The following is a 20,566-nucleotide window of genomic DNA, read 5'->3' on the forward strand; positions in this document are numbered from 1 at the left end:
AATAATCCGTCGCAGGCACCGGCTGCGAGGCCGGGGTCTCAGAGATCAGGAGACACCGCGAATGAATTCCCCCTCCCCGAAGGCGGCGCGCCGCCGCCACCCGCAAGCGCGACCCCTGCTGTTGGCCGCGGCCCTGGGCCTGGCGGCCCTGGGCGCCCGCGCCGGCGAGGTGGAGGTGCTGCACTGGTGGACCAGCGGCGGCGAGGCCCGCGCGGCGCAGGCGCTCAAGGCCACGCTGCAGGCCAAGGGCCACACCTGGAAGGACTTTGCCGTGGCCGGTGGCGGCGGTGATTCGGCGATGACGGTGCTGAAGTCGCGCGTGGTCTCGGGCAATGCGCCGTCGGCGGCGCAGATCAAGGGCCCGGCGCTGCAGGAGTGGGCGCGCGAGGGCGTGCTCAGCCCCATCGACGACGTCGCCCGCGCCGAGCGCTGGGACGAGCTGCTGCCCAAGGTGGTGGCCGACCAGATGAAGTACCGCGGCAGCTATATCGCGGTGCCGGTCAACGTTCACCGCGTCAACTGGCTCTGGGCCAATCCGGAGGTGTTCAAGAAGGCCGGCGCCAAGCCGCCGACCAACTGGGACGAGTTCTTCGCCGCCGCCGATGCGCTGAAGAAGGCCGGGGTGATCCCGCTCGCCCATGGCGGGCAGAACTGGCAAGACCTGACCCTGTTCGAGGCGGTCGCGCTGGGCCAGGGCGGCCCGGAGTTCTATGCCAAGGCGCTGGTCCAGCTCGACCCCGCGGCGATCGCGAGCCCGACCATGGAGAAGGTGCTCGCCACCTTCAAGCGCATCAAGCCCTACACCGACAAGAACGCGCCCGGCCGCGACTGGAACCTGGCCACCGGCCTGGTGATCAAGGGCGAGGCCGGCATGCAGATCATGGGCGACTGGGCCAAGGGCGAGTTCCTGGCCGCGGGCAAGAAGCCCGGGCGCGACTTCGTCTGCCTGGCCGCGCCGGGCGCGGTCAAGACCTTCAGCTACAACATCGACTCGCTGGCGATGTTCGCGCTGAAGAAGGACGCCAACGTCAAGGCGCAGAAGGACCTGGCGGCCGCCGTGATGGGGGCGGAGTTCCAGGAGAGCTTCAACCTGGCCAAGGGGTCCATCCCGGTGCGCCAGGGCGTCAAGCTGGACCGCTTCGACGACTGCGCCAAGGCCTCGGCGGCGGACTTCGCCGCGACCGCCAAGGCCGGCACGTTGCTGCCGTCCATCGCCCATGGCATGGCCGTCTCGGCCGCCGCCGAAGGGGCGATCAAGGACGTGATCAGCAACTACTGGAACAGCGAGCGCATGACCCCGGCCGACGCGATCAAGCGCCTGCTGGCGGCGGCCAAGATGCGCTGAGCGGCGCGGCGGCACGTCGCCCGCCACCGCGGCCCGCGCGGCCGCACCATGAGACCGACGCCGGTGGCAGGCCCCCGGCGCGGGAGGACTTGCGCGGGTCGACCGGCCCGCGGAACTTGCGCGGGTCGCCGGACCCGCGGGGGGAACGAGGTGCGCTCGAGATGAAGTTTCAGACCTGGTTGCCGCGGCTGGTGGTGGCGCCGTCCTTCGTGCTGTCGCTGCTGTTCATATACGGCCTGATGGCGTGGAACGGCTACCTGAGCGTGTCCGCGTCGCGGCTGCTGCCCAACTACGAGTTCGTCGGGCTGGCGCAGTACGAGATCCTGTTCGAGAGCGAGCGCTGGTGGGTGGCGCTGCGCAACCTGGCCGTGTTCGGCGCGCTCTTCATCGGCGGCGCGATGGGGCTGGGGCTGCTGATGGCGGTGTTGCTGGACCAGAAGGTGCGCGCCGAGGGCGTGCTGCGCACCATCTACCTCTACCCGATGGCGCTGTCCTTCATCGTCACCGGCACAGCCTGGAAGTGGATGCTCAACCCCGGCACCGGCGTGGAACAGCTGTTGCGCGACTGGGGATTCGCGGACGCGAGCTTCGACTGGCTGGTGGATCCGGACATGGCGCTGTACTGCATCGTCATCGCCGGCGTGTGGCAGAGCGCGGGCTTCGTCATGGCGCTCTTCCTGGCGGGGCTGCGCGGCATCGACGACAGCATCCTCAAGGCCGCGCAGGTCGACGGCGCCAGCCTGCCGCGCATCTACTGGCGCATCCTCATTCCCAGCCTGCGCCCGGTGTTCTTCTCGACGCTGCTGGTGGTCAGCCATCTGGCGATCAAGAGCTTCGACCTGGTGATGGCGTTGACCGGCGGCGGCCCCGGCTATGCCACCGACCTGCCGGCCACCTACATGTATGCGATGGCCTTCAGCCGCGGCCAGATTGGGCTGGGCGCGGCCAGCAGCATGGTGATGCTGGCCACCGTGGCGGCCATCGTCGTGCCCTATCTGTACAGCGAACTGAGGGTCAAGCGATGAAGGCCTCGCGCATGCTGCTGCTGGCCGTGCTCGTGCTGCTGGCCCTCGTCTTCCTGGCGCCGCTGTACGTGATGCTGACCACCTCTTTCAAGGGCATGGACGAGCTGCGCGACAGCGGGCTGCTGTCGCTGCCGTCCCAGCCCGGCTGGGACGCCTGGGCCAAGGCCTGGTCCAGCGCCTGCACCGGCGCGGACTGCGCCGGGCTGCGGCCCTATTTCATGAACTCGGTGCTGATGGTGCTGCCCGCCGTGCTGCTGTCCACCGCGGTCGGCGCGCTCAATGGCTATGTGCTGTCCAAGTGGCGTTTCCGCGGCAGCGAACTGCTGTTCGCGCTGATGCTGTTCGGCGTCTTCATGCCCATGCAGGTGGTGCTGCTGCCGATGAGCCAGGTGCTGGGCTGGCTGGGCCTGGCCAGCTCGCTGTGGGGGCTGGTGCTGGTGCATGTGCTCGCCGGCATCCCCAGCACCACGCTGTTCTTCCGCAACTACTACGCCGGGCTGCCCGATGAGTTGGTCCGCGCCGCGATGCTGGACGGCGCCGGCTTCTGGCAGATCTTCTGGCGCATCGTGCTGCCGCTGTCCGCGCCCATCCTGGTCGTGACGCTGATCTGGCAGTTCACCAACATCTGGAACGACTTCCTCTACGGCGTGGTCTTCTCCGGCGCGGACAGCAAGCCCATCACCGTGGGGCTGAACAACCTCGCCAACACCTCCAGCACGGTCAAGGAATACAACGTGGACATGGCCGCGGCACTGATCGCCGCGCTGCCCACGCTGGTGGTCTACGTGCTGGCCGGCAAGTACTTCGTGCGCGGGCTCACCGCCGGCGCCGTGAAAGGCTGATGAACATGGGCGCCCTGGCCATACGACAACTGCGCAAGACCTTCGGGCACACCGAGATCCTCAAGGGCATCGACCTGGAGATCGAGGCCGGCGAATTCCTCATCCTCGTCGGCCCGTCGGGCTGCGGCAAGAGCACGCTGCTGAACATGATCGCCGGGCTGGAGCAGCCCAGCAGCGGCAGCATCCACATCGGCGATCGCGAGGTGACCCGTCTGCCAAGCAAGGACCGCGACATCGCGATGGTGTTCCAGAGCTATGCGCTCTACCCCAACATGAACGTGGCGCAGAACATCGCCTTCGCGCTGGAGATGCGCAAGGTGCCCAAGGCCGAGCGCGAGGCCGCGGTGCAGCGCGTGGCCGCGATGCTGCAGATCGAGCATCTGCTGCAGCGCCGCCCGGCGCAGCTCTCGGGCGGCCAGCGCCAGCGCGTCGCGATGGGGCGGGCGCTGGCGCGCAACCCGCGGCTCTTCCTCTTCGACGAGCCGCTGTCCAACCTGGACGCCAAGCTGCGCGTGGAGATGCGCGCCGAAATCAAGCTGCTGCACCAGCGCACCCGCACGACCACCGTCTACGTGACCCACGACCAGGTGGAGGCGATGACGCTGGGCGACCGCATCGCGGTGATGCGCGCCGGCGAGGTCCAGCAGTTCGGCACGCCGCAGCAGATCTACGAACGGCCGGCGAACAAGTTCGTCGCCGAGTTCGTCGGCTCGCCGGCGATGAACTTCTTCGCCGCGCCCGACCGGCCCGGGCAGGAGTTCGGCGTGCGCCCCGAGCATCTGCTGCTGGGCGCGCCCGGCGACGGGCTGCCTGGCCGCGTGCTGATGCTGGAGCCCACCGGGCCGGAAACCTATGTGAAGCTGGAGACGCCGCTGGGCACCATGACCGCGCGCGTGGCCGGCCGCGCGAGCCAGCAGGCCGGCGACAGGGTCGGGCTGAGCTGGGCCGCCGAGCATGCGCACCGCTTCGACGGCGACAGCGGCCGGCGCGTGGAGGCCGCCTGATGGACGCGCCGGATCCCGCTTTGCCGCGCCTGCTGGCCGACATCGGCGGCACCCACGCGCGGCTGGCGCTGCAGCGCCACGCGGACGCGCCGCTTGAAGCAGTGGCGAGCTATGAATGCGCGGACTTCGCGTCGCTGTCCGCGGCGCTGCAGCACCATCTGCGGTCCTGGTCCGGACCAGCGCCGCGGGCGATGGCGCTGGCCGTGGCCACGCCGGTGGACGGCGCCGACGCGGTGCGCATCCTCAACAACCATTGGAGCTTTTCGCGCGCCGCGCTGCAGGCTGAGTTTGCGCTGCAGCGCCTGGTGGTGCTGAACGATTTCGCTGCGCTCGCGCTGGCGCTGCCGGTGCTGAGCGAGACCGAGCTGGAGCCGGTCTGCGCCGGCCAGGCGCAGCCGGGCGCCCCGGCGCTGGTGATGGGGCCGGGGACCGGCCTGGGCGTGGCCGCGCTGCTCAGGCCGCCCGGCGGCCGTCCGCTGGTGGTCAGCGGCGAGGGCGGGCATGCCACGCTGGCCGCGAGCACCCCGCGGGAGGCCGCGGCGCTGGAGCGGCTGTGGCGGCGCTTCGGCCATGTGTCGGCCGAGCGGGTGCTGTCCGGCCCGGGGCTGGTCAACCTCTACGTCGCGCTGAGCGAGCTGGCCGGCGCGCCGGCCCAGGCCCTGCGGCCCGCGGACGTGGTGGCGCGCGCCCAGGCGGGCAGCGATGCCTGCTGCGCCGAGGCGGTCGCGCTCTTCGTCGACTTCCTCGGTTCGGTGGCGGGCAGCCTGTTGCTGAGCTTCGGCGCGCAGGGCGGGCTCTACCTGGCCGGCGGCGTGCTGCCGCGCCTTGGCGCCTTGTTCGACCACGAACGGTTCGCGACGCGGCTGCGCGCCAAGGGCCGCCTGCAGGGCTATCTCGCCGCGCTGCCGGCCTGGCTGATCCGCGCCTCGCAGCCCGGGCTGCTGGGCGCCGCCCAGTCCCTGCGCTGAGCCGCCCCGCGTTGCGTCATTGCCGACAGCGGGGGTATTCCCGTAATGTTAATTAATTAACAAAACATTAAAAATGCAAGCAAGGCGATGGGAGCCTCTTGTCCCGCCGCCGGCGCAACGACCCATCCACGTGGGTCGGGCTTCTCTCCCGGCCGAATCCGCGGGCAGATCCATTAACAGACAGTTAACGGATGCGCCGGCGCAGACGGCCCCCGAATCGCGTCCCTCCCCAGCCGGCGCGTGCGACCCGAGCCTCGACGAACGAGCTGATCCACAAGACCACAAGACAGGAGACCCTTGCATGAGTACCCGATCCCACTCCGCCGCCTCCGCACGGCGCCTGCTTGCCACGCCGGTGGCACTGGCCTGCGCGACGTTCGCGCTGCACGCGGGCGCGCAGACCCAGCCTGCGGCGCCAGCCTCCGAGGTGAAGGCCTTGGACCAGGTCGTCGTCACCGGCATCCGCGGCGCGATCGAGAGCTCCATCTCGGTGAAGCGCAATGCCGATTCCATCGTCGAATCCATCACCGCCGAAGACCTGGGCAAGCTGCCCGACGTCAGCATCGCCGAGTCGCTGGCGCGCCTGCCCGGCCTGGCCGGCCAGCGCGTCAACGGGACGACGCAGGGCATCTCGATCCGCGGCATGGGGCCCAAGTACGGCGTGACCCTGCTCAATGGCCGCGAGATGATCAGCAGCGGCGCGGACCGCTCGGTGGAGTTCGACCAGTTCCCGTCCGAGCTGATGGGCGGTGCCACGGTCTACAAGACGCCCGACGCGGCGCTGGGCGCGCAGGGCCTGTCGGGCACGGTGAACATGCTGGCGGTGCGGCCGCTGGCCTTCGCTGGCCGTCAGGGCAGCATCAACGTGCGTGGCGAGTCCAACTCCAACGGCGCGCAGATCCCCGGCATCAGCAACAAGGGCAAGCGCCTGAGCTTCTCCTACGTCGACCAGTTCGCGAACCGCACCCTGGGTCTGGCCGTGGGCTTCGCCCATCTGGACAGCCCCGAGCAGCAGCAGCACTACAAGAACTGGTGGTGGGCCAACACCGCCAACACCACGGCCTATCCGCCGGACTGGTGCGGCGGCGACTGCGGCATCAAGGGGCTGGCGCGCGACGCCGTCGCGCTGCAGGGCTTCGAGGCCACGGCCTACTCGGCCAACCAGGTGCGCAACGGCACCATGGCCGTGCTGGAGTACCGGCCCAACCCCCAGATGCACACGGTGCTGGACCTGTACTACTCCGACTTCAGCCGCAAGTTCGTCGGCCGCGAGTTCCAGGCGGAGATGAACCCCTGGAACGGCGTGACCTATCGCAACCCGGTGTACGGCGACTTCCAGGGCGAGAAGGTGGTCGTCGGTGGCGCGATCGACGACATCTCGGCCAAGCTGCTGTCGCGGCGCAACCGGCGCGACGACCACATTGGCGCGCTGGGCCTGAACCATGAGCACAAGCTGGGCGACTGGACGCTGATCGGCGATCTGGCCTACTCCAAGGGCAAGCGCAACGAACGCACCGGCGAGCTGTATGCCGGGCCGGTGGGCGCGTCGGGCTTCAGCAGCATCAACGTTTCGCTGAACGGCTTCTCGCAGTTCGTGCCGACGCTGGACTGGGCCGATCCGTCCAAGGTCCAGCTCAAGCAGGTCGACGCCTGGGGCCAGATCGGCTCGACGCGCTACTTCGACGTGCGCGACGAACTCAAGAGCGCGCGTGTGGCGGTCAAGCGCGACCTGGAATGGGGCCCGGTGACCCACTTCGAAGGCGGCTTCAACTACAGCGAGCGCAGCAAGGACTACAGCCAGATCAAGGAAGCCTACGACCTGAAGAACGGCGCGAAGAGCCTGCCCTTCCCGCAGGGCAGCCTGATGGCGCCGGCCAGCCTGGGCTTCGGCAGCATCCCGGCGGTGGCCAACTTCGACGTGCAGGCGCTGCTGGACATGGGGTTGTTCAATGCCCGTCCGTCCGACCTCAGCGACGCGCCCAACCGCCAGTGGGGCGTGCGCGAGAAGGTCACGACCGGCTTCGCGCGCTTCAACCTGGACTTCGTCTGGGGCCTGCCGGTGCGCGGCAACGCCGGGCTGCAGGTGGTGCACACGCAGCAGACCGGCTCGGGCATCCGCTGGCAGGACAACACGGCCGCGCCGATCAGCGGTTCGCTGAGCTACACCGACGTGCTCCCCAGCCTGAACCTGGCCGCTGACCTGGGCGCCAGCAGCGTGCTGCGCCTGGGCCTGGCGCGTGTGCTGGCGCGTCCGGCGATGGAGGACATGCGCGCCGGCATCCGCGACATCTCGCGCGCGCAGACCGGCCCGGGCCTGTGGTCGGCCAATGGCGGCAACCCCAAGCTGGAACCCTGGCGCGCCGACGCGGTGGACCTCTCGCTGGAGAAGTACCTCAGCAAGCGCAGCTATGTGTCGGCCGCGGTGTTCTACAAGAACCTGAAGTCCACGGTCTACAAGCAGAACGTGCCCTATGACTTCAGCGGCTTCCCCGACCCCTGCAAGGAGCCCACCTGCAAGCCCATCGTCACCTACATGGGCAGCGTGAACGCGCCGGCCAATGGCAATGGCGGCTGGGTGCGCGGCACCGAGTTCACCGCGGCGCTGGACGGCGCGATGCTGACGCAGGCGCTGGACGGCTTTGGCGCGCTCGTCAACGCCTCCTTCACGAAGAGCAACATCCACCAGGGCAATGACCTGAAGAACCCGCTCGACGGCCTGTCCGGTACGGTCTACAACCTGAGCGTCTACTACGAGAAGCACGGCTTCCAGGCGCGCGTGGGCCAGCGCTACCGCTCGCGCTTCCTGGCGCAGGAGCGCACCGCGATCGGCGACACGGAGTACACGCTGATCGAGCCCGAGCGCCTGGTGGACCTGCAGATCGGCTATGGCTTCGAGCAGGGGCCGCTGAAGGGCCTGTCCTTCACCTTCCAGGTCAACAACCTGACCAACGAGCCCTATCGCACCAAGATGAGCGTGGCGGCGAACAGCGGCAAGGTGGCGGACCTGCTCTATCCGGCCATCTACGAGAAGTACGGCCGCCAGTACCTGCTGGGCGCGAGCTACAAGTTCTGATCGCCAGGCGCCAAGGCGCCATGAACGGCGCGCTGCCTCCGGGGCGGCGCGCCGTTTTTTCATCGCCGTCTACACTGCCCACCCATGTCCGCCTCGCTGCCCACGCCCCATGCCTTTCTCGTCGATCTCGACGGCACCCTGGTCGACACGCTGGGGGATTTCGTCGCCGTGCTGGCGCTGACGCTGCAGGAGCTGGGCTACCCGGCGGTGTCGCGCGACTTCGTCGAGCACACGGTGGGGCAGGGCAGCGAACACCTGATCCGCAGCTGCCTGCGCGAGGTGGGCGCGCCGTCCGAGCGCTACGACGAGGCCTGGGCCGCCTACCAGCGCCACTACCGCGCGCTGAACGGCCGCCATGCGCGGGTGTACGACGGCGTGGAGCCGGGGCTGCGCGCGTTGCGCGCCACCGGACGGCCCATGGCCTGCCTGACCAACAAGCCGGCGGCCTTCGCGCGCGAGCTGCTGCGCGTGAAGGGGCTGGACGGCTATTTCGACCGCGTCTTCGGCGGCGACGATTTCGAGCGCAAGAAACCCGATCCGCTGCCCATCGTGAAGACCTGCGAGGCGCTGGGCGTGGCACCGGCGCAGGCCTGGATGATTGGCGATTCAAGCAACGACGCGCGTGCCGCGCGTGCGGCCGGCGCCGCCGTGCTGCTGGTGCGCTATGGCTACAACCACGGCCAGCCGGTGGACGCGGTTGGCGCCGACCGGCTGCTGGACAGCCTGGACGACTTGCGCGCGCTGCTGCCGGCCTGACGCCGCGCCAGGGCCCGTCGTCAGCGCTTGGACTGGCCGAGCAGCGCGTCCTTGAGCTGATGGTCGGCGGGCGACTTGCCCAGCCAGATCTTCAGCAGCACGGTGTAGAACTCGGGCTCCTTGATCGCGTCGCCCGGGACCTGCTTGCCGTTGACCAGCACCACGGTGCCGGTGCCCGGGATGTAGTCCACCGTGAAGTTCTCGCCGCTGCTCAGCTTCTTCTTCTGGGCAAAGATGTCGGCGATGCGCAGCACGCCATTGATGGCCTTGCCGAACTCGTCGCGGCTGGCGTTGTCCTCCATGCCCTTGGTGAACAGCTTGCCGAGCTCGTTGCCGTCGATCTCGCGCAGCATCTGGATGTGCAGGCGCTTGGGGCCGCTGGCGCCCAGCGCCGCATCGGCGCTGCCGGCACGGCTGCCCAGATAGAGGCCGGCGGTGTACACCTTGAAGATGGCCTTGTAGCGGATGCCGGCTCCATTGAGCTGCAGCTTCTGCCCCGCGACCTCGGCCACGGGCTCGTACTTCACACCGGCCACCTCCACGCCCTGAGGCGGCGCCGACGGGGCCACCTGTCCGGAGGTCTGAGCCTGGGCGGCGAAAGCCATGAGACCGGACATCAACAGTCCGACCAGCAACGTGCGACGCATTGTCTCGCTCCATCTGGGACCGGCTCGACATGGCCGGCTGACCCGGAGTATGCGTCAGCGCCCTGCAAGCTTGGGATAGGGGCAAGCCTGCTACACTGATCCGCATCATGTTCATCACGCGCAAGCACATCAAGGGGTCGAACGACCGGGGAGCCTGGCCCTGGCGACGCCTGCCCGACTTCGCCTGAAGCCGCTTGTTGTTGCTTGCTGCCCGTCATCGCGCGGGCACACCCTGGCGTCACCATGCCTGTTCTGGGGCAGGTCCAACAAGCGACCTGATACCGTGTGGCTGCGCGCTTGCGCGGCCGCACTCCCGACAGGGTTGACGACGTGATCACCGAACTTGAATTCCAGAGCCTGGCCGCCGAAGGCTACAACCGCATTCCGTTGATCAGCGAGGCCTTCGCCGATCTCGAAACCCCGCTGTCCCTCTACCTCAAGCTCTGTGCCGGCTCCGGCCAGGGCCGCCACAGCTTCTTGCTGGAATCGGTGGTGGGCGGCGAGCGCTTCGGCCGCTATTCCTTCATCGGGCTGCCGGCGCGCACCGTGCTCAAGAGCGAAGGCCAGACCACCCGCGTGCTGCGCGATGGCGAGCTGGTCGAAACCCACGAGGGCGATCCGCTCGCCTTCATCGAGGCCTACCAGCAACGCTTCAAGGTGGCGCTGCGCCCGGGCATGCCGCGCTTTTGCGGCGGCCTGGCCGGCTACTTTGGCTACGACGCGGTGCGCTACATCGAGCCACGCCTGGCCGACAGCACGCCGCCGGGCGGGCTGCCGACGCCGGACGTGATGCTGCTGCAGTGCGAGGAACTGGCCGTCATCGACAACCTGAGCGGCAAGCTCTACCTGATCGTCTATGCCGACCCGGGCCAGCCCGAGGCCTTTTTCCGCGCCAAGAAGCGCCTGACCGAGCTGCGCGACAAGCTCGCCTATAGCGTCAGCGCACCGCAGGTGCGGCGTGGCCAGGCCCATCCGGTGGAGCGCGAGTTCGCGAAGGCGGACTTCCTCGCCGCGGTCGACCGTGCCAAGGCCTACATCGCCGCGGGCGACTGCATGCAGATCGTCTTCGGCCAGCGGCTCAAGAAGCGCTACACCGAGTCGCCGCTGAGCCTGTACCGCGCGCTGCGTTCGCTCAACCCCAGCCCCTACATGTACTTCTACGACATGGGGGACTTTCAAATCGTCGGCGCCTCGCCGGAGATCCTGGTACGCCAGGAGTCCACGCCGGAGGGGCGCAAGGTCACGATACGGCCGCTGGCCGGCACCCGCCCGCGTGGCGGCACGCCCGAGCAGGACCAGCAGCTGGAGGTCGAGCTGAAGGCCGACCCCAAGGAGCGTGCCGAGCACCTGATGTTGATCGACCTGGCGCGCAATGACGTCGGCCGCATCGCCCGCACCGGCAGCGTCAAGGTGACCGACGCCTTCGCGGTGGAGCGCTACTCGCATGTGATGCACATCGTCAGCAACGTCGAGGGGCTGCTGAAGGAGGGCGTGGGCAACATGGACGTGTTCCGCGCCAGCTTCCCGGCCGGCACGCTGTCCGGCGCGCCCAAGATCCGCGCGATGGAGATCGTCGACGAGCTGGAGCCGGTCAAGCGTGGCATCTACGGCGGCGCCTGCGGCTATCTGAGCTTTGGCGGCGACATGGACCTGGCGATCGCCATCCGTACCGGCGTGGTGATGGACCAGATGCTCTATGTGCAGGCCGCCGCCGGCATCGTCGCCGACTCGGTGCCCGAGCTGGAATGGAAGGAGACCGAGGCCAAGGCGCGCGCACTGCTGCGTGCGGCCGAGCTGGTGGAAGAAGGCTTTTGAAGGAGTGCCCAGATGCTGCTGATGATCGACAACTACGACAGCTTCACCTTCAACCTGGTGCAGTACTTCGCCGAGCTCGGTGCCGAGGTCCAAACGGTGCGCAACGACCAGATCACGCTGGACGAGATCGCGGCGCTGAAGCCCAGCCACCTGGTGCTCTCGCCGGGGCCCTGCACGCCCAACGAGGCCGGCATCTGCGTGCCCGCGGTGCAGCGCTTCAAGGGGCAGTTGCCCATCCTGGGCGTCTGCCTGGGACACCAGAGCATGGGCGCCGCGCTGGGCGGAGCCATCGTCCGCGCCCGGACGCAGATGCATGGCAAGGCCAGCACCATCACGACCGACCGCAAGGGCGTGTTCAAGGGGCTGCCCGAGCAGTTCAGTGTGATCCGTTATCACTCGCTGGTGATCGATGAGGCCACGCTGCCGCCGGAGCTGGAGGTCAGCGCGCGCAGCGAGGACGGCGAAATCATGGGCGTGCGCCACCGGCAGCTGGCCGGCAGCGCGACGCCGCTGGAAGGCGTGCAGTTCCACCCCGAGTCCATCCTGTCCGAACACGGGCACGCGATGCTGAAGAACTTCCTCGAGCTCGCGCTCTGACCCCCGGGAGGCCCCGATGAGCATCGTGGATTTGCGCAGCGACACCGTCACCCAGCCCAGCGCCGCGATGCGCGAGGCCATGATGGCGGCGCCCCTGGGCGACGACGTGTTTGGCGATGATCCCAGCGTCAACACGCTGCAGGCCGAGCTGGCCGAGCGGCTGGGCTTCGAGGCCGCGCTGTTCATGCCCACCGGCACGCAGAGCAACCTCTGCGCGCTGATGAGCCATTGCCAGCGCGGCGACGAATACCTGGTCGGCCAGTACGCGCACACCTACCGTTGGGAGGGCGGCGGCGCGGCGGTGCTGGGTTCCATCCAGCCGCAGCCCATCGCGCATGCGCCCGATGGCAGCCTGCCGCTGGACGAGATCGAGGCACAGATCAAGCCCGACGACGCGCACTTCGCCCGCACCCGGCTGCTCGCGCTGGAGAACACCATCGGCGGCAAGGTGCTGCCCATGGGCTACCTGGCCGCCGCGTCGGCGCTGGCGCAGCGCCGCGGCCTGGCGCGCCACCTGGATGGCGCGCGGCTGTTCAACGCCGCGGTCGCCGTGGCGCAGCGCGGCGAGGCGGCCGACGCCCATGCGGCGGCGCGCGCGATCTGTGGCCATTTCGACAGCGTCTCGGTCTGTTTTTCCAAGGGCCTGGGCGCGCCGGTGGGCTCGGTGCTGTGCGGCTCGCGCGAGTTCATCACCCGCGCGCACCGCTGGCGCAAGATGACGGGCGGCGGCCTGCGCCAGGCCGGGTTGCTGGCCGCGGCGGCGCGTTACGCGCTGCACCACCATGTGGAGCGCCTGGCGCAGGACCATGCGCTGGCGCAGCGCCTGGCCGATGGCCTGGCCGCGGTGCCAGGTCTTGCCGTCGAGGCGCCGCAGACCAACATCGTGTTCGCCGACGTCAGCGCGCCCGGCAAGGCCCAGGGCCTGCTGCCCTTCCTGAAGTCGCGCGGCGTGCTGGCCACGGGGCTGTACCGGCTGCGCTTCGTCACCCATCTCGATGTCGATGCCGCGGGCGTCGACCGCGCCATCGCCGCGACGCGCGAGTACTTTGCCGCCTGAGAGAGGATCCGTCATGCCGATCACCGACCATGAAGCCCTGACCCGTGTCATCGAGCACCGGGAGATCTTCCACGACGAGATGCTGGCGCTGATGCGCCGCATCATGAGCGGCGAGGTGTCGCCGGTCACCGCGGCCGCGCTGCTGATCGGGTTGCGCGTCAAGAAGGAGACCATCGGCGAGATCACCGCCGCGGCGCAGGTGATGCGCGAGTTCTCCGTCAAGGTGCCGCTGCCGGCGCTGCCGCATCTGGTCGACGTGGTCGGCACCGGCGGCGACGGCGCGCACACCTTCAACATCTCCACCTGCTCGATGTTCGTGGCCGCCGCGGCGGGCGCGCAGGTTGCCAAGCATGGCAACCGCAGCGTCTCCAGCAAGACCGGCAGCGCCGATGTGATCGAGGCGCTGGGCGCGCGTCTGGACCTGACGCCGCCGCAGGTGGCGCACTGCGTCACGGAAAGCGGCATCGGCTTCATGTTCGCGCCCAACCACCATCCGGCGATGAAGAACATCGCGCCGGTGCGCCGCGAGCTGGGCGTGCGCACCATCTTCAACATCCTGGGCCCGCTGACCAACCCGGCGGGCGCGCCCAACATCCTGATGGGCGTCTTTCACCCCGACCTGGTGGGCATCCAGGTGCGCGTGATGCAGCGCCTGGGCGCTGAGCATGCGCTGGTGGTCTATGGCAAGGACGGCATGGACGAGATCTCGCTGGGCGCGGCCACGCTGGTCGGCGAGCTGAGGAACGGCGAGATCCGCGAGTACGAGATCCATCCCGAGGACTTTGGCCTGCCCATGGCCTCCAACCGCAGCCTCAAGGTCGAAGGCCCGGCGCAGAGCAAGGCCATGCTGCTGGGCGTGCTCGGCGGCGAGACCGGCCCGGCGCGCGACATCGTGCTGCTCAACGCCGGCGCCACGCTGTACGCGGCGAATGTCGCGGCCAGCATCGCCGAAGGCATAGACCGGGCGCGCAGCGCGCTGGACAGCGGCGCCGCGCGCGCCAAGCTGGACCAGTTCGTCGCGGCGTCCCAGGGGAGCTGACGATGTCCGACATCCTGCATCGCATCAACGCGGTCAAGCGCGAGGAGGTGGCCGCCGCGATGGCCCGGCGGCCGCTGGCCGCGCTGCGTGCCGAGGCCGAATCCCGCGGCGAGGCGCCGCGCGGCTTCGAGCGCGCGCTGCGCGCCGCGATCGCGGCCGGGCAGCCCGCGGTGATCGCCGAGATCAAAAAGGCCAGCCCCAGCAAGGGCGTGCTGCGCGAGGACTTCCGTCCCGCCGAGATCGCGCAGAGCTATGCGCGCCATGGCGCGGCCTGCCTCAGCGTGCTGACCGACCAGCCCTTCTTCCAGGGCAGCGTGGCCTATCTGCAGCAGGCGCGCGCCGCCTGCGCGCTGCCGGTGCTGCGCAAGGACTTCATGGTCGACCCCTACCAGGTCTACGAGGCGCGGGCGATGGGCGCGGACTGCATCCTGCTGATCGCCGCCAGCCTGGACGACGGCCCGATGGCCGAGCTGGAGGACTGCGCGCGTGGCCTGGGCCTGGATGTGCTGGTCGAGGTCCATGATGGCGACGAGCTGGAGCGCGCGCTGCGCTTGAAGACCCCGCTGCTGGGCATCAACAACCGCAATCTCAAGACCTTCGAGGTCACGCTGGACACGACGCTGGCGCTGCTGCCGCAGGTGCCGGCGGACCGGCTGCTGGTGACCGAGTCCGGCATCCTGGCGGCCGACGATGTGCGCCGCATGCGCGACGCGCAGGTGAACGCCTTCCTGGTCGGCGAGGCCTTCATGCGCGCGCCCGATCCCGGCGCCGCGCTGGCGCAGCTGTTCGGCACCACGGCCCGCTGATGCAGATCGATTGGACGGTGGAGGCCGGCTGGCAGCCGGTGCTCGATGCCTGGCGCGACGGGCCCGAGGGTGCGCGCATCCAGGCGCTGCTGCGCGAGCGCCTGGCGGCCGGCGCGACGATCTACCCGCCCGAGCCGCTGCGCGCGCTGCGGCTGACCCCGCGCGCCGCGGTCCATGCCGTGATCCTGGGCCAGGATCCCTACCACGGGCCCGGTCAGGCCGAGGGGCTGGCCTTCTCCGTGGCCGAGGGGCAGAAGTTCCCGCCTTCGCTGCGCAACATCTTCAAGGAACTGCAGCGCGACCTGGGCCAGCGGCCGCCGATGTCCGGCAGCCTGGTGCCCTGGGCCCAGCGCGGCGTGCTGCTGCTCAACACCAGCCTGACGGTGGAAGACGGCCAGCCGGCCAGCCATGCAAAAAAGGGCTGGGAATCGCTGACCGACGCGCTGATCGCCACCACCGCGCGCGACCCCGCGCCCAAGGCCTATCTGCTGTGGGGCGCGCATGCGCAGGCCAAGGCCGCGCTGATCGAGGCCGCCGGCCAGGGCCACCTGGTGCTGCAGGCCAACCACCCCTCGCCGCTGTCGGCCAACCGCCCGCCGCTACCCTTCCTGGGCTGTGGCCACTTCGGACAGGCGCAGCGCTGGCTGGCCGAGCGCGGCGTGGCGCTGGATTGGCAGCTCTAGGCGGGCGCGACTCAGGGCATCTCGCAGCGCAGCCAGCGTCGGCTGGCATCGACCCAGTCAATGTCCTGGAAGCCGGCCTCCCGGGCGAGTTGGCGCAGCGCGGGTTCGTCCAGCGGCTGGATGCGAAAGTAGTGCGTCCATTGCCGTCCATCGGCCCGCGCATAGCGCAGCGTCATGGCCACCTGGCCCTGGGTGCGCTCCACATGGTAGACCCACAGGACCAGGTCCTTGTCGTCGCCTTCGTCTCCGGTGACGCGGCCCGGCGTGACCCGTGCCAGCCAGTCGGCGTCATGAACCTGGACCAGCCACAGTCCTCCGGGTCGCAGATGGCGGGCGGCGCAGGCGGCAAAGGCATGTCGGGTTTCGGCGGCCGGCATGTGAATCAGCCCGGCCGCCAGCAGCACCACGTCGAAACGCTCTGCCAGGGTCAGCGTCTCAATGCCCGCATGCATGGCCTGCGCCCGCAATGGAAGATGAGTCAGCATCTCCGCCGAGTTGTCGACCGCGACCACGGAACAGCCCTGCGCCAACAGGGGGCGAGTGAGGCGGCCGGGGCCGCAGCCCAGTTCCAGGACTCGGGTGCCGGCGCCCAGCCAGGGGCTTAGCGCCTGCAGTTCTCCGCGATAGGGCAGGTCACGGTACAGCTCCACTGAGCAGCCGTCGGCGGTCTGTGGGCCGGGGCCGCTGCCGGAAAACAGCGGCTCGGTGGTCGTCGGCTTCATGCGGACTCCTGGGCGGGCCTGTGCGCGGATTGTGCGGGTCCGGAGGTGCGCGCGCCGTTTGTTGCGTGATCCGTCCTCGGGCAGACCCCGGTTGGCGCCGCGACAATGACTGGTATCGTGGTGGTCGCGCCAGCGGGTGCTTGGCTGGTGCCCAGCCTGATCGAGGCATAACCCAGACGGCAAGGGGCATGAGTCCCCGTTCTGACTCGATCGGACCTGCCCCGGAAAGTCCTTCGCACCGTGCGAAGCGAGTCCAGTGAAGTACCAATTGACGTTTTCAAATTTTTGGTACTAAACTGGTATTAACATGACTCGTTTCTCCCAGGCCTTGTTGCTGGCCGCTCCTCTCAAACCCGCGTTGGCCGGGCTGCGCTTTCTACTTGGCGTGGATGGCGGCGGCACGGGGACGCGTGTGCGTTTGACCGATCTGCAGGGGCGGGTGCTGGGTCAGGGCGAGGCCGGGCCGTCGGCGCTGGGGCAGGGCGTGGCCCAGGCCTGGCGCCATGTGCAGCAGGCCGCGCAGGCGGCCGCGCAGCAGGCCGGGCTGAGCGAGCTGCCCCTGGAGCAGACCGCGATCGGCCTGGGGCTGTCCGGTGCCGGCGTGCCGGCGCAGGCGCGCGATTTCCTCGACCGGCAGCCGGGCTATGCCCAGGTGGCGCTGGACAACGATGGCTTCACCACCGTGCTGGGCGCCCATGGCGGCGAGCCCGGCGGCGTGATCGCATCCGGCACCGGTTCGGTGGGCGAGGCCTTGCGCGGCGATGGCTCGCGGGTGCTGGTCGGCGGCTGGGGCTGGATCGGCGGCGACGAGGGCAGCGGCGCCTGGCTGGGCCTGGCGGCGATGCGCCAGGCGCAGAAGGCCCAGGATGGGCGCGCGGCCGAGGGGCCGCTGGCGCACGCCGTGTGGCAGGCCTGCGGGGCGCTGGACGCCCAGGGCCGGCCCGACCGCGACGCGCTCTCCGCCTGGGTGGCGCAGGCGCGCCAGCACGCCTATGCGCAGCTCGCGCCGCTGGTGTTCGAACATGCCGCGGCGGACCCCGCGGCCGCGGCCCTGGTGCGGGACGCGGTGGCCGAGCTGGCATCCGTGGCGCTGGCGTTGGATCCGACGCAGCAACTGCCGCTGGCACTGTGCGGCAGCATCGCGCTGCGTCTGCGTGACGGTTTCTCAGGCAACATTCGGGCCCGCTGCGTGCAGCCCCGGGGCGATTCCGCCGACGGCGCCCTGCTGCTGGTGCGCAGCGCCATCACAGAAAGCGCCTCATGAGCCACAAGCTGCCCTTCCAGTTCAAGCCCGATTCCGAAGCCGCCTCGCCGCTGTACATGCAGCTGGCGCACAAGCTGGCGCAAGCGATACGCGAAGGCCATTACCAGGCCGACGAGGCGCTGCCGTCGGAGCGCGTGCTGTCGGAATCGCTGGACCTGTCGCGCGTGACCGCGCGCAAGGCGATCGACCGGCTGGTGGAGCAGGGCCTGATCGTGCGCAAGCGTGGCTCGGGCAACTACATCGCGCCCAAGCTGGAGCAGCCGCTGTCGCGCCTGACCAGCTTCTCCGAGGAGCTGCACCAGCGCGGCTTCAAGCCCAGCAGCCGCTGGCTCACGCGCGGCTTTGCGATGGCGGCGCCGGATGAGCAGCTGGCGCTGGGCCTGACCACCGGGCAGCGCGTGGCGCGTCTGGAGCGCCTGCGCCTGGCCGACCAGGTCGTGATGGCCTATGAGCTGAGCGTGCTGCCAGAGGCGCAGCTGCCCGACCCGCAGAAGGTCGGCTCCTCGCTGTACGAATACCTGGCCCAGGCGGGCCGCGCGCCGGTGCGGGCGCTGCAACACATTCGAGCCATCAACGCGGATTCGCGCCTGGCCGGCCTGCTGGAGGTTCCGGTGGGTCAGGCGGTGCTGTTCATCACGCGGGTGGGTTATCTGGAATCGGGTCAGGCAGTGGAGCTGACCCATTCGTATTGCCGCAGCGATTACTACGACTTCGTCGCGGAGATGAGGCGCGACGGATGACGGACGCACAGCACATCGAGGGCTACATACTGACACCGGCCGGCTTTGTCCGCGGTGTGCTGGAACACAGCGAGGGGCGCATCACCGCGGTACGCGGCGAGCCCGTCGCGGAGTACGAGGTGCGCCACGGTGCCCCGTCCCTGCCGCTGGTGCTGCCGGGCTTCATCGACGTCCACGTCCATGGCGGCGGCGGCCACGACACCATGGAAGGCGGCCAGGCCGCCGAGCAGATCGCGCGGCTGCATGTGCGCCACGGCACGACCGCGCTGCTGGCCACGACCATGACCGCGCCGCTGGAGGAGATCCAGTCCGCGCTGGTCGCGCTGGCGCCGCAATGCCGCGAGCGCGCGCCGGGCAGCGCCCGCGTGCTGGGCGTGCATCTGGAGGGGCCCTACATCAACCCCGGCAAGCTGGGCGCGCAGCCCGACTTCGCGAAGAAGGCCAGCCTGGACGAGGTGCGCGCGCTGGACGCGATCGCGCCGATCCGCCTGATCACGTTGGCGCCCGAGCTGCCGGGCAATCTGGAGCTGGTCGAGCAGTTGCGCGCCGCGGGCTTCCAGGTGCAGATCGGCCACTCGCTGGGCAGCTATGAAGACGGCGTGGCCGCGCTGCAGCGCGGTGCCGGCGGCTTCACCCATCTGTTCAACGCGATGACCGGGCTGCACCACCGCGAGCCCGGCATGGTGGGCGCGGCGCTGGCCCATGCGCGCTATGCCGAGATCATCCCCGACCTGCTGCATGTGCATCCCGGCGCGATCCGCGTCGCGCTGCGCAGCATCCCCTGCCTGTTCTGCGTGACCGATTCGACCGCGGCGGCCGGTATGCCCGATGGCGAGTACAGCCTGGGCCGCCACCGCGTCACCAAGTGCATGGGCGGCGTGCGCCTGCCCGACGGCACGCTGGCCGGGTCGACGCTGACCATGGACCAGGCGCTGCGCAACCTGGTGCTGCAGCTGGGGCTGGAGATCGCCGAGGCCTCGCTGCGCGTCTCCACCCATGCCGCCGATTACCTGGGGCTGGAGGACCGCGGCCGGCTGGCCGCCGGCGCCTGGGCCGATTTCGTCGTGATGGACCGTGACTTGCAACTGCAACGCGTGGTCGTGGAAGGAGAAGAGTGTGACCTCGCGAATGCTTGAGGAGGCGCTGAGCGCGCCGCAGGTGGTGGCCCGTCAGCTGGCGGCCGACCAGGACGCCTATGCCCGGTTGGGGCAGGCCCTGCGCGACAAACCGCCCACCGGGCTGCTGACCATCGCGCGCGGCAGCTCCGACCATGCCGCCCACTACATGGCCTATCTGGTGATGGCGCGCCTGGGCCGGCTGGTGACCTCGCTGCCGATGTCGCTGATCACGCTGTACCACAGCCAGATCGAGTCGCGCGGGCTGGTGTCGCTGGCCTTCTCGCAGTCGGGCCAGAGCCCGGACCTGGTCTCGCCGACGCGCTATTTCCGCGAGGCCGGCGCGCGCACCGTGGCCTTCGTCAACGCGGCCGGGTCGCCGCTGGCGGACGCGGCCGAGCATGTGTTCGCGCTGCATGCCGGCCCCGAGCAGAGCGTGGCCGCGACCAAGAGCTACATCGCCCAGCTGCTGGCCGGTGCCCGCGTGGTCGCCGCCTGGCAGGGCGATGAGGACCTGGCCGCGGCGCTGCAGCAGCTGCCGCAGGCGATGGAGCGCGCCGCCGCGCTGCGCTGGGATGCGGCGGTGGATGCGCTGGTCGGCGCCGACAAGCTGTTCGTGATCGGCCGTGGCACCTCGCTGCCCATCGCGCTGGAGGCGGCGCTGAAGTTCAAGGAAACCTGCGGCATCCAGGCCGAGGCCTTCTCGGGCGCCGAGGTCAAGCACGGGCCGATGGCGCTGGTGGAGGAGGGCTATCCGCTGCTGGTGTTCGCGCCGCGCGGACCGGCCCAGGCCGGCCTGCTGGCACTGGCCGAGGAGATGCGCGGCCGTGGCGCGCGGGTGCTGCTGGCGGCCCCCGAAGGCACGCCCGGCGCCGAGCTGCAACTCGCCTGCACCGGCAACGAGGACCTGGATCCGATCGCCGCGGTGCAGAGCTTCTATCCCATGGTGGAGGCGCTGGCCCGTGCGCGCGGCCTGAATCCCGACCAGCCGCGCCACCTGGCCAAGGTGACGAAGACGCATTGAGCGATGTCCCCGTCCGGGGCGGTCCCTGGCCGCCTCGGGCCTCT

Annotated in this window: 19 protein-coding genes; 17 read left to right on the plus strand and 2 right to left on the minus strand. The window is 69.8% G+C overall.

The window, feature by feature from the left end:
* Positions 1–61: 61 nt before the first annotated feature.
* The 7 genes from LZ017_RS06130 (at position 62) to gph (ending at position 9,013) form a co-directional block, all read left to right on the plus strand.
* Complete coding sequence (locus LZ017_RS06130) at positions 62–1,345, plus strand: ABC transporter substrate-binding protein (RefSeq protein ID WP_241299368.1); 1,284 nt, start codon at positions 62–64, stop codon at positions 1,343–1,345.
* A gap of 161 nt (positions 1,346–1,506) precedes the next feature.
* Positions 1,507–2,370 carry a carbohydrate ABC transporter permease gene (locus LZ017_RS06135; protein ID WP_241299370.1) on the plus strand — a complete coding sequence of 288 codons (864 nt, stop codon included), beginning with the start codon at positions 1,507–1,509 and terminating at the stop codon, positions 2,368–2,370.
* The gene (locus tag LZ017_RS06140; RefSeq protein ID WP_241299372.1) at positions 2,367–3,212 is read left to right on the plus strand and encodes a carbohydrate ABC transporter permease; all 846 of its coding nucleotides are present in this window, start codon (positions 2,367–2,369) and stop codon (positions 3,210–3,212) included. The genes LZ017_RS06135 and LZ017_RS06140 overlap by 4 nt, the downstream gene beginning before the upstream one ends.
* 5 nt (positions 3,213–3,217) lie before the next feature.
* Positions 3,218–4,216: an ABC transporter ATP-binding protein gene (locus LZ017_RS06145; protein ID WP_241396090.1), complete on the plus strand. Its 999-nt coding sequence runs from the start codon at positions 3,218–3,220 to the stop codon at positions 4,214–4,216.
* Positions 4,216–5,184 (plus strand): glucokinase, encoded by a 969-nt coding sequence (glk, locus tag LZ017_RS06150; RefSeq protein ID WP_241299374.1) that lies wholly within the window; start codon positions 4,216–4,218, stop codon positions 5,182–5,184. Before LZ017_RS06145 ends, glk begins: the two co-directional genes overlap by 1 nt.
* 301 nt (positions 5,185–5,485) lie before the next feature.
* Positions 5,486–8,257 carry a TonB-dependent receptor gene (locus tag LZ017_RS06155; RefSeq protein WP_241299376.1) on the plus strand — a complete coding sequence of 924 codons (2,772 nt, stop codon included), beginning with the start codon at positions 5,486–5,488 and terminating at the stop codon, positions 8,255–8,257.
* Between the two features lie 84 nt (positions 8,258–8,341).
* The gene (gene gph / locus LZ017_RS06160; RefSeq protein ID WP_241299378.1) at positions 8,342–9,013 is read left to right on the plus strand and encodes a phosphoglycolate phosphatase; all 672 of its coding nucleotides are present in this window, start codon (positions 8,342–8,344) and stop codon (positions 9,011–9,013) included.
* A 20-nt stretch (positions 9,014–9,033) separates the two neighbouring features.
* On the opposite strand, the gene LZ017_RS06165 is transcribed toward gph, so the two are convergent.
* A complete protein-coding gene (locus LZ017_RS06165; protein WP_241299380.1) occupies positions 9,034–9,660 on the minus strand; it encodes a chalcone isomerase family protein in 627 nt (208 codons plus the stop codon).
* Positions 9,661–9,990: 330 nt separating this feature from the next.
* On the opposite strand from LZ017_RS06165, the gene trpE reads away from it, so the two are divergent.
* From trpE to LZ017_RS06195, 6 genes are read left to right on the plus strand one after another with little or no spacing between them, the layout of a single operon-like run.
* Positions 9,991–11,475, plus strand: coding sequence for an anthranilate synthase component I (gene trpE / locus LZ017_RS06170; protein WP_241299382.1), 1,485 nt, complete (start codon positions 9,991–9,993; stop codon positions 11,473–11,475).
* 12 nt (positions 11,476–11,487) lie between these two features.
* Positions 11,488–12,072: an aminodeoxychorismate/anthranilate synthase component II gene (locus LZ017_RS06175; RefSeq protein ID WP_241299384.1), complete on the plus strand. Its 585-nt coding sequence runs from the start codon at positions 11,488–11,490 to the stop codon at positions 12,070–12,072.
* Between the two features lie 16 nt (positions 12,073–12,088).
* Complete coding sequence (gene ltaE, locus LZ017_RS06180; protein ID WP_241299386.1) at positions 12,089–13,129, plus strand: low-specificity L-threonine aldolase; 1,041 nt, start codon at positions 12,089–12,091, stop codon at positions 13,127–13,129.
* Positions 13,130–13,142: 13 nt separating this feature from the next.
* A complete protein-coding gene (gene trpD / locus LZ017_RS06185) occupies positions 13,143–14,168 on the plus strand; it encodes an anthranilate phosphoribosyltransferase (RefSeq protein WP_241299388.1) in 1,026 nt (341 codons plus the stop codon).
* A 2-nt stretch (positions 14,169–14,170) separates the two neighbouring features.
* On the plus strand, positions 14,171–14,974 hold the full coding sequence (trpC, locus tag LZ017_RS06190) for an indole-3-glycerol phosphate synthase TrpC (RefSeq protein WP_241299397.1): 804 nt from the start codon (positions 14,171–14,173) through the stop codon (positions 14,972–14,974).
* A complete protein-coding gene (locus LZ017_RS06195; RefSeq protein WP_241299399.1) occupies positions 14,974–15,657 on the plus strand; it encodes a uracil-DNA glycosylase in 684 nt (227 codons plus the stop codon). The genes trpC and LZ017_RS06195 overlap by 1 nt, the downstream gene beginning before the upstream one ends.
* Positions 15,658–15,668: 11 nt before the next feature.
* On the opposite strand, the gene LZ017_RS06200 is transcribed toward LZ017_RS06195, so the two are convergent.
* Complete coding sequence (locus LZ017_RS06200) at positions 15,669–16,379, minus strand: trans-aconitate 2-methyltransferase (protein ID WP_241299409.1); 711 nt, start codon at positions 16,377–16,379, stop codon at positions 15,669–15,671.
* Positions 16,380–16,686: 307 nt separating this feature from the next.
* Between LZ017_RS06200 and LZ017_RS06205 the strand changes: the two genes are divergently transcribed.
* Genes LZ017_RS06205 through LZ017_RS06220 form a run of 4 tightly spaced genes read left to right on the plus strand, consistent with a single transcriptional unit; the run spans position 16,687 to position 20,522 of the window.
* Complete coding sequence (locus LZ017_RS06205) at positions 16,687–17,643, plus strand: BadF/BadG/BcrA/BcrD ATPase family protein (RefSeq protein ID WP_241299411.1); 957 nt, start codon at positions 16,687–16,689, stop codon at positions 17,641–17,643.
* Positions 17,640–18,383, plus strand: coding sequence for a GntR family transcriptional regulator (locus tag LZ017_RS06210; protein ID WP_241299413.1), 744 nt, complete (start codon positions 17,640–17,642; stop codon positions 18,381–18,383). Before LZ017_RS06205 ends, LZ017_RS06210 begins: the two co-directional genes overlap by 4 nt.
* Positions 18,380–19,519, plus strand: a complete 1,140-nt coding sequence (nagA, locus tag LZ017_RS06215; RefSeq protein WP_241299414.1) for an N-acetylglucosamine-6-phosphate deacetylase — start codon at positions 18,380–18,382, stop codon at positions 19,517–19,519. The genes LZ017_RS06210 and nagA overlap by 4 nt, the downstream gene beginning before the upstream one ends.
* A complete protein-coding gene (locus LZ017_RS06220) occupies positions 19,512–20,522 on the plus strand; it encodes an SIS domain-containing protein (protein WP_241396091.1) in 1,011 nt (336 codons plus the stop codon). The genes nagA and LZ017_RS06220 overlap by 8 nt, the downstream gene beginning before the upstream one ends.
* Positions 20,523–20,566 lie beyond the last annotated feature (44 nt).

It is taken from the genome of Pelomonas sp. CA6 (assembly GCF_022549225.1).
GTDB lineage: Bacteria > Pseudomonadota > Gammaproteobacteria > Burkholderiales > Burkholderiaceae_C > Roseateles.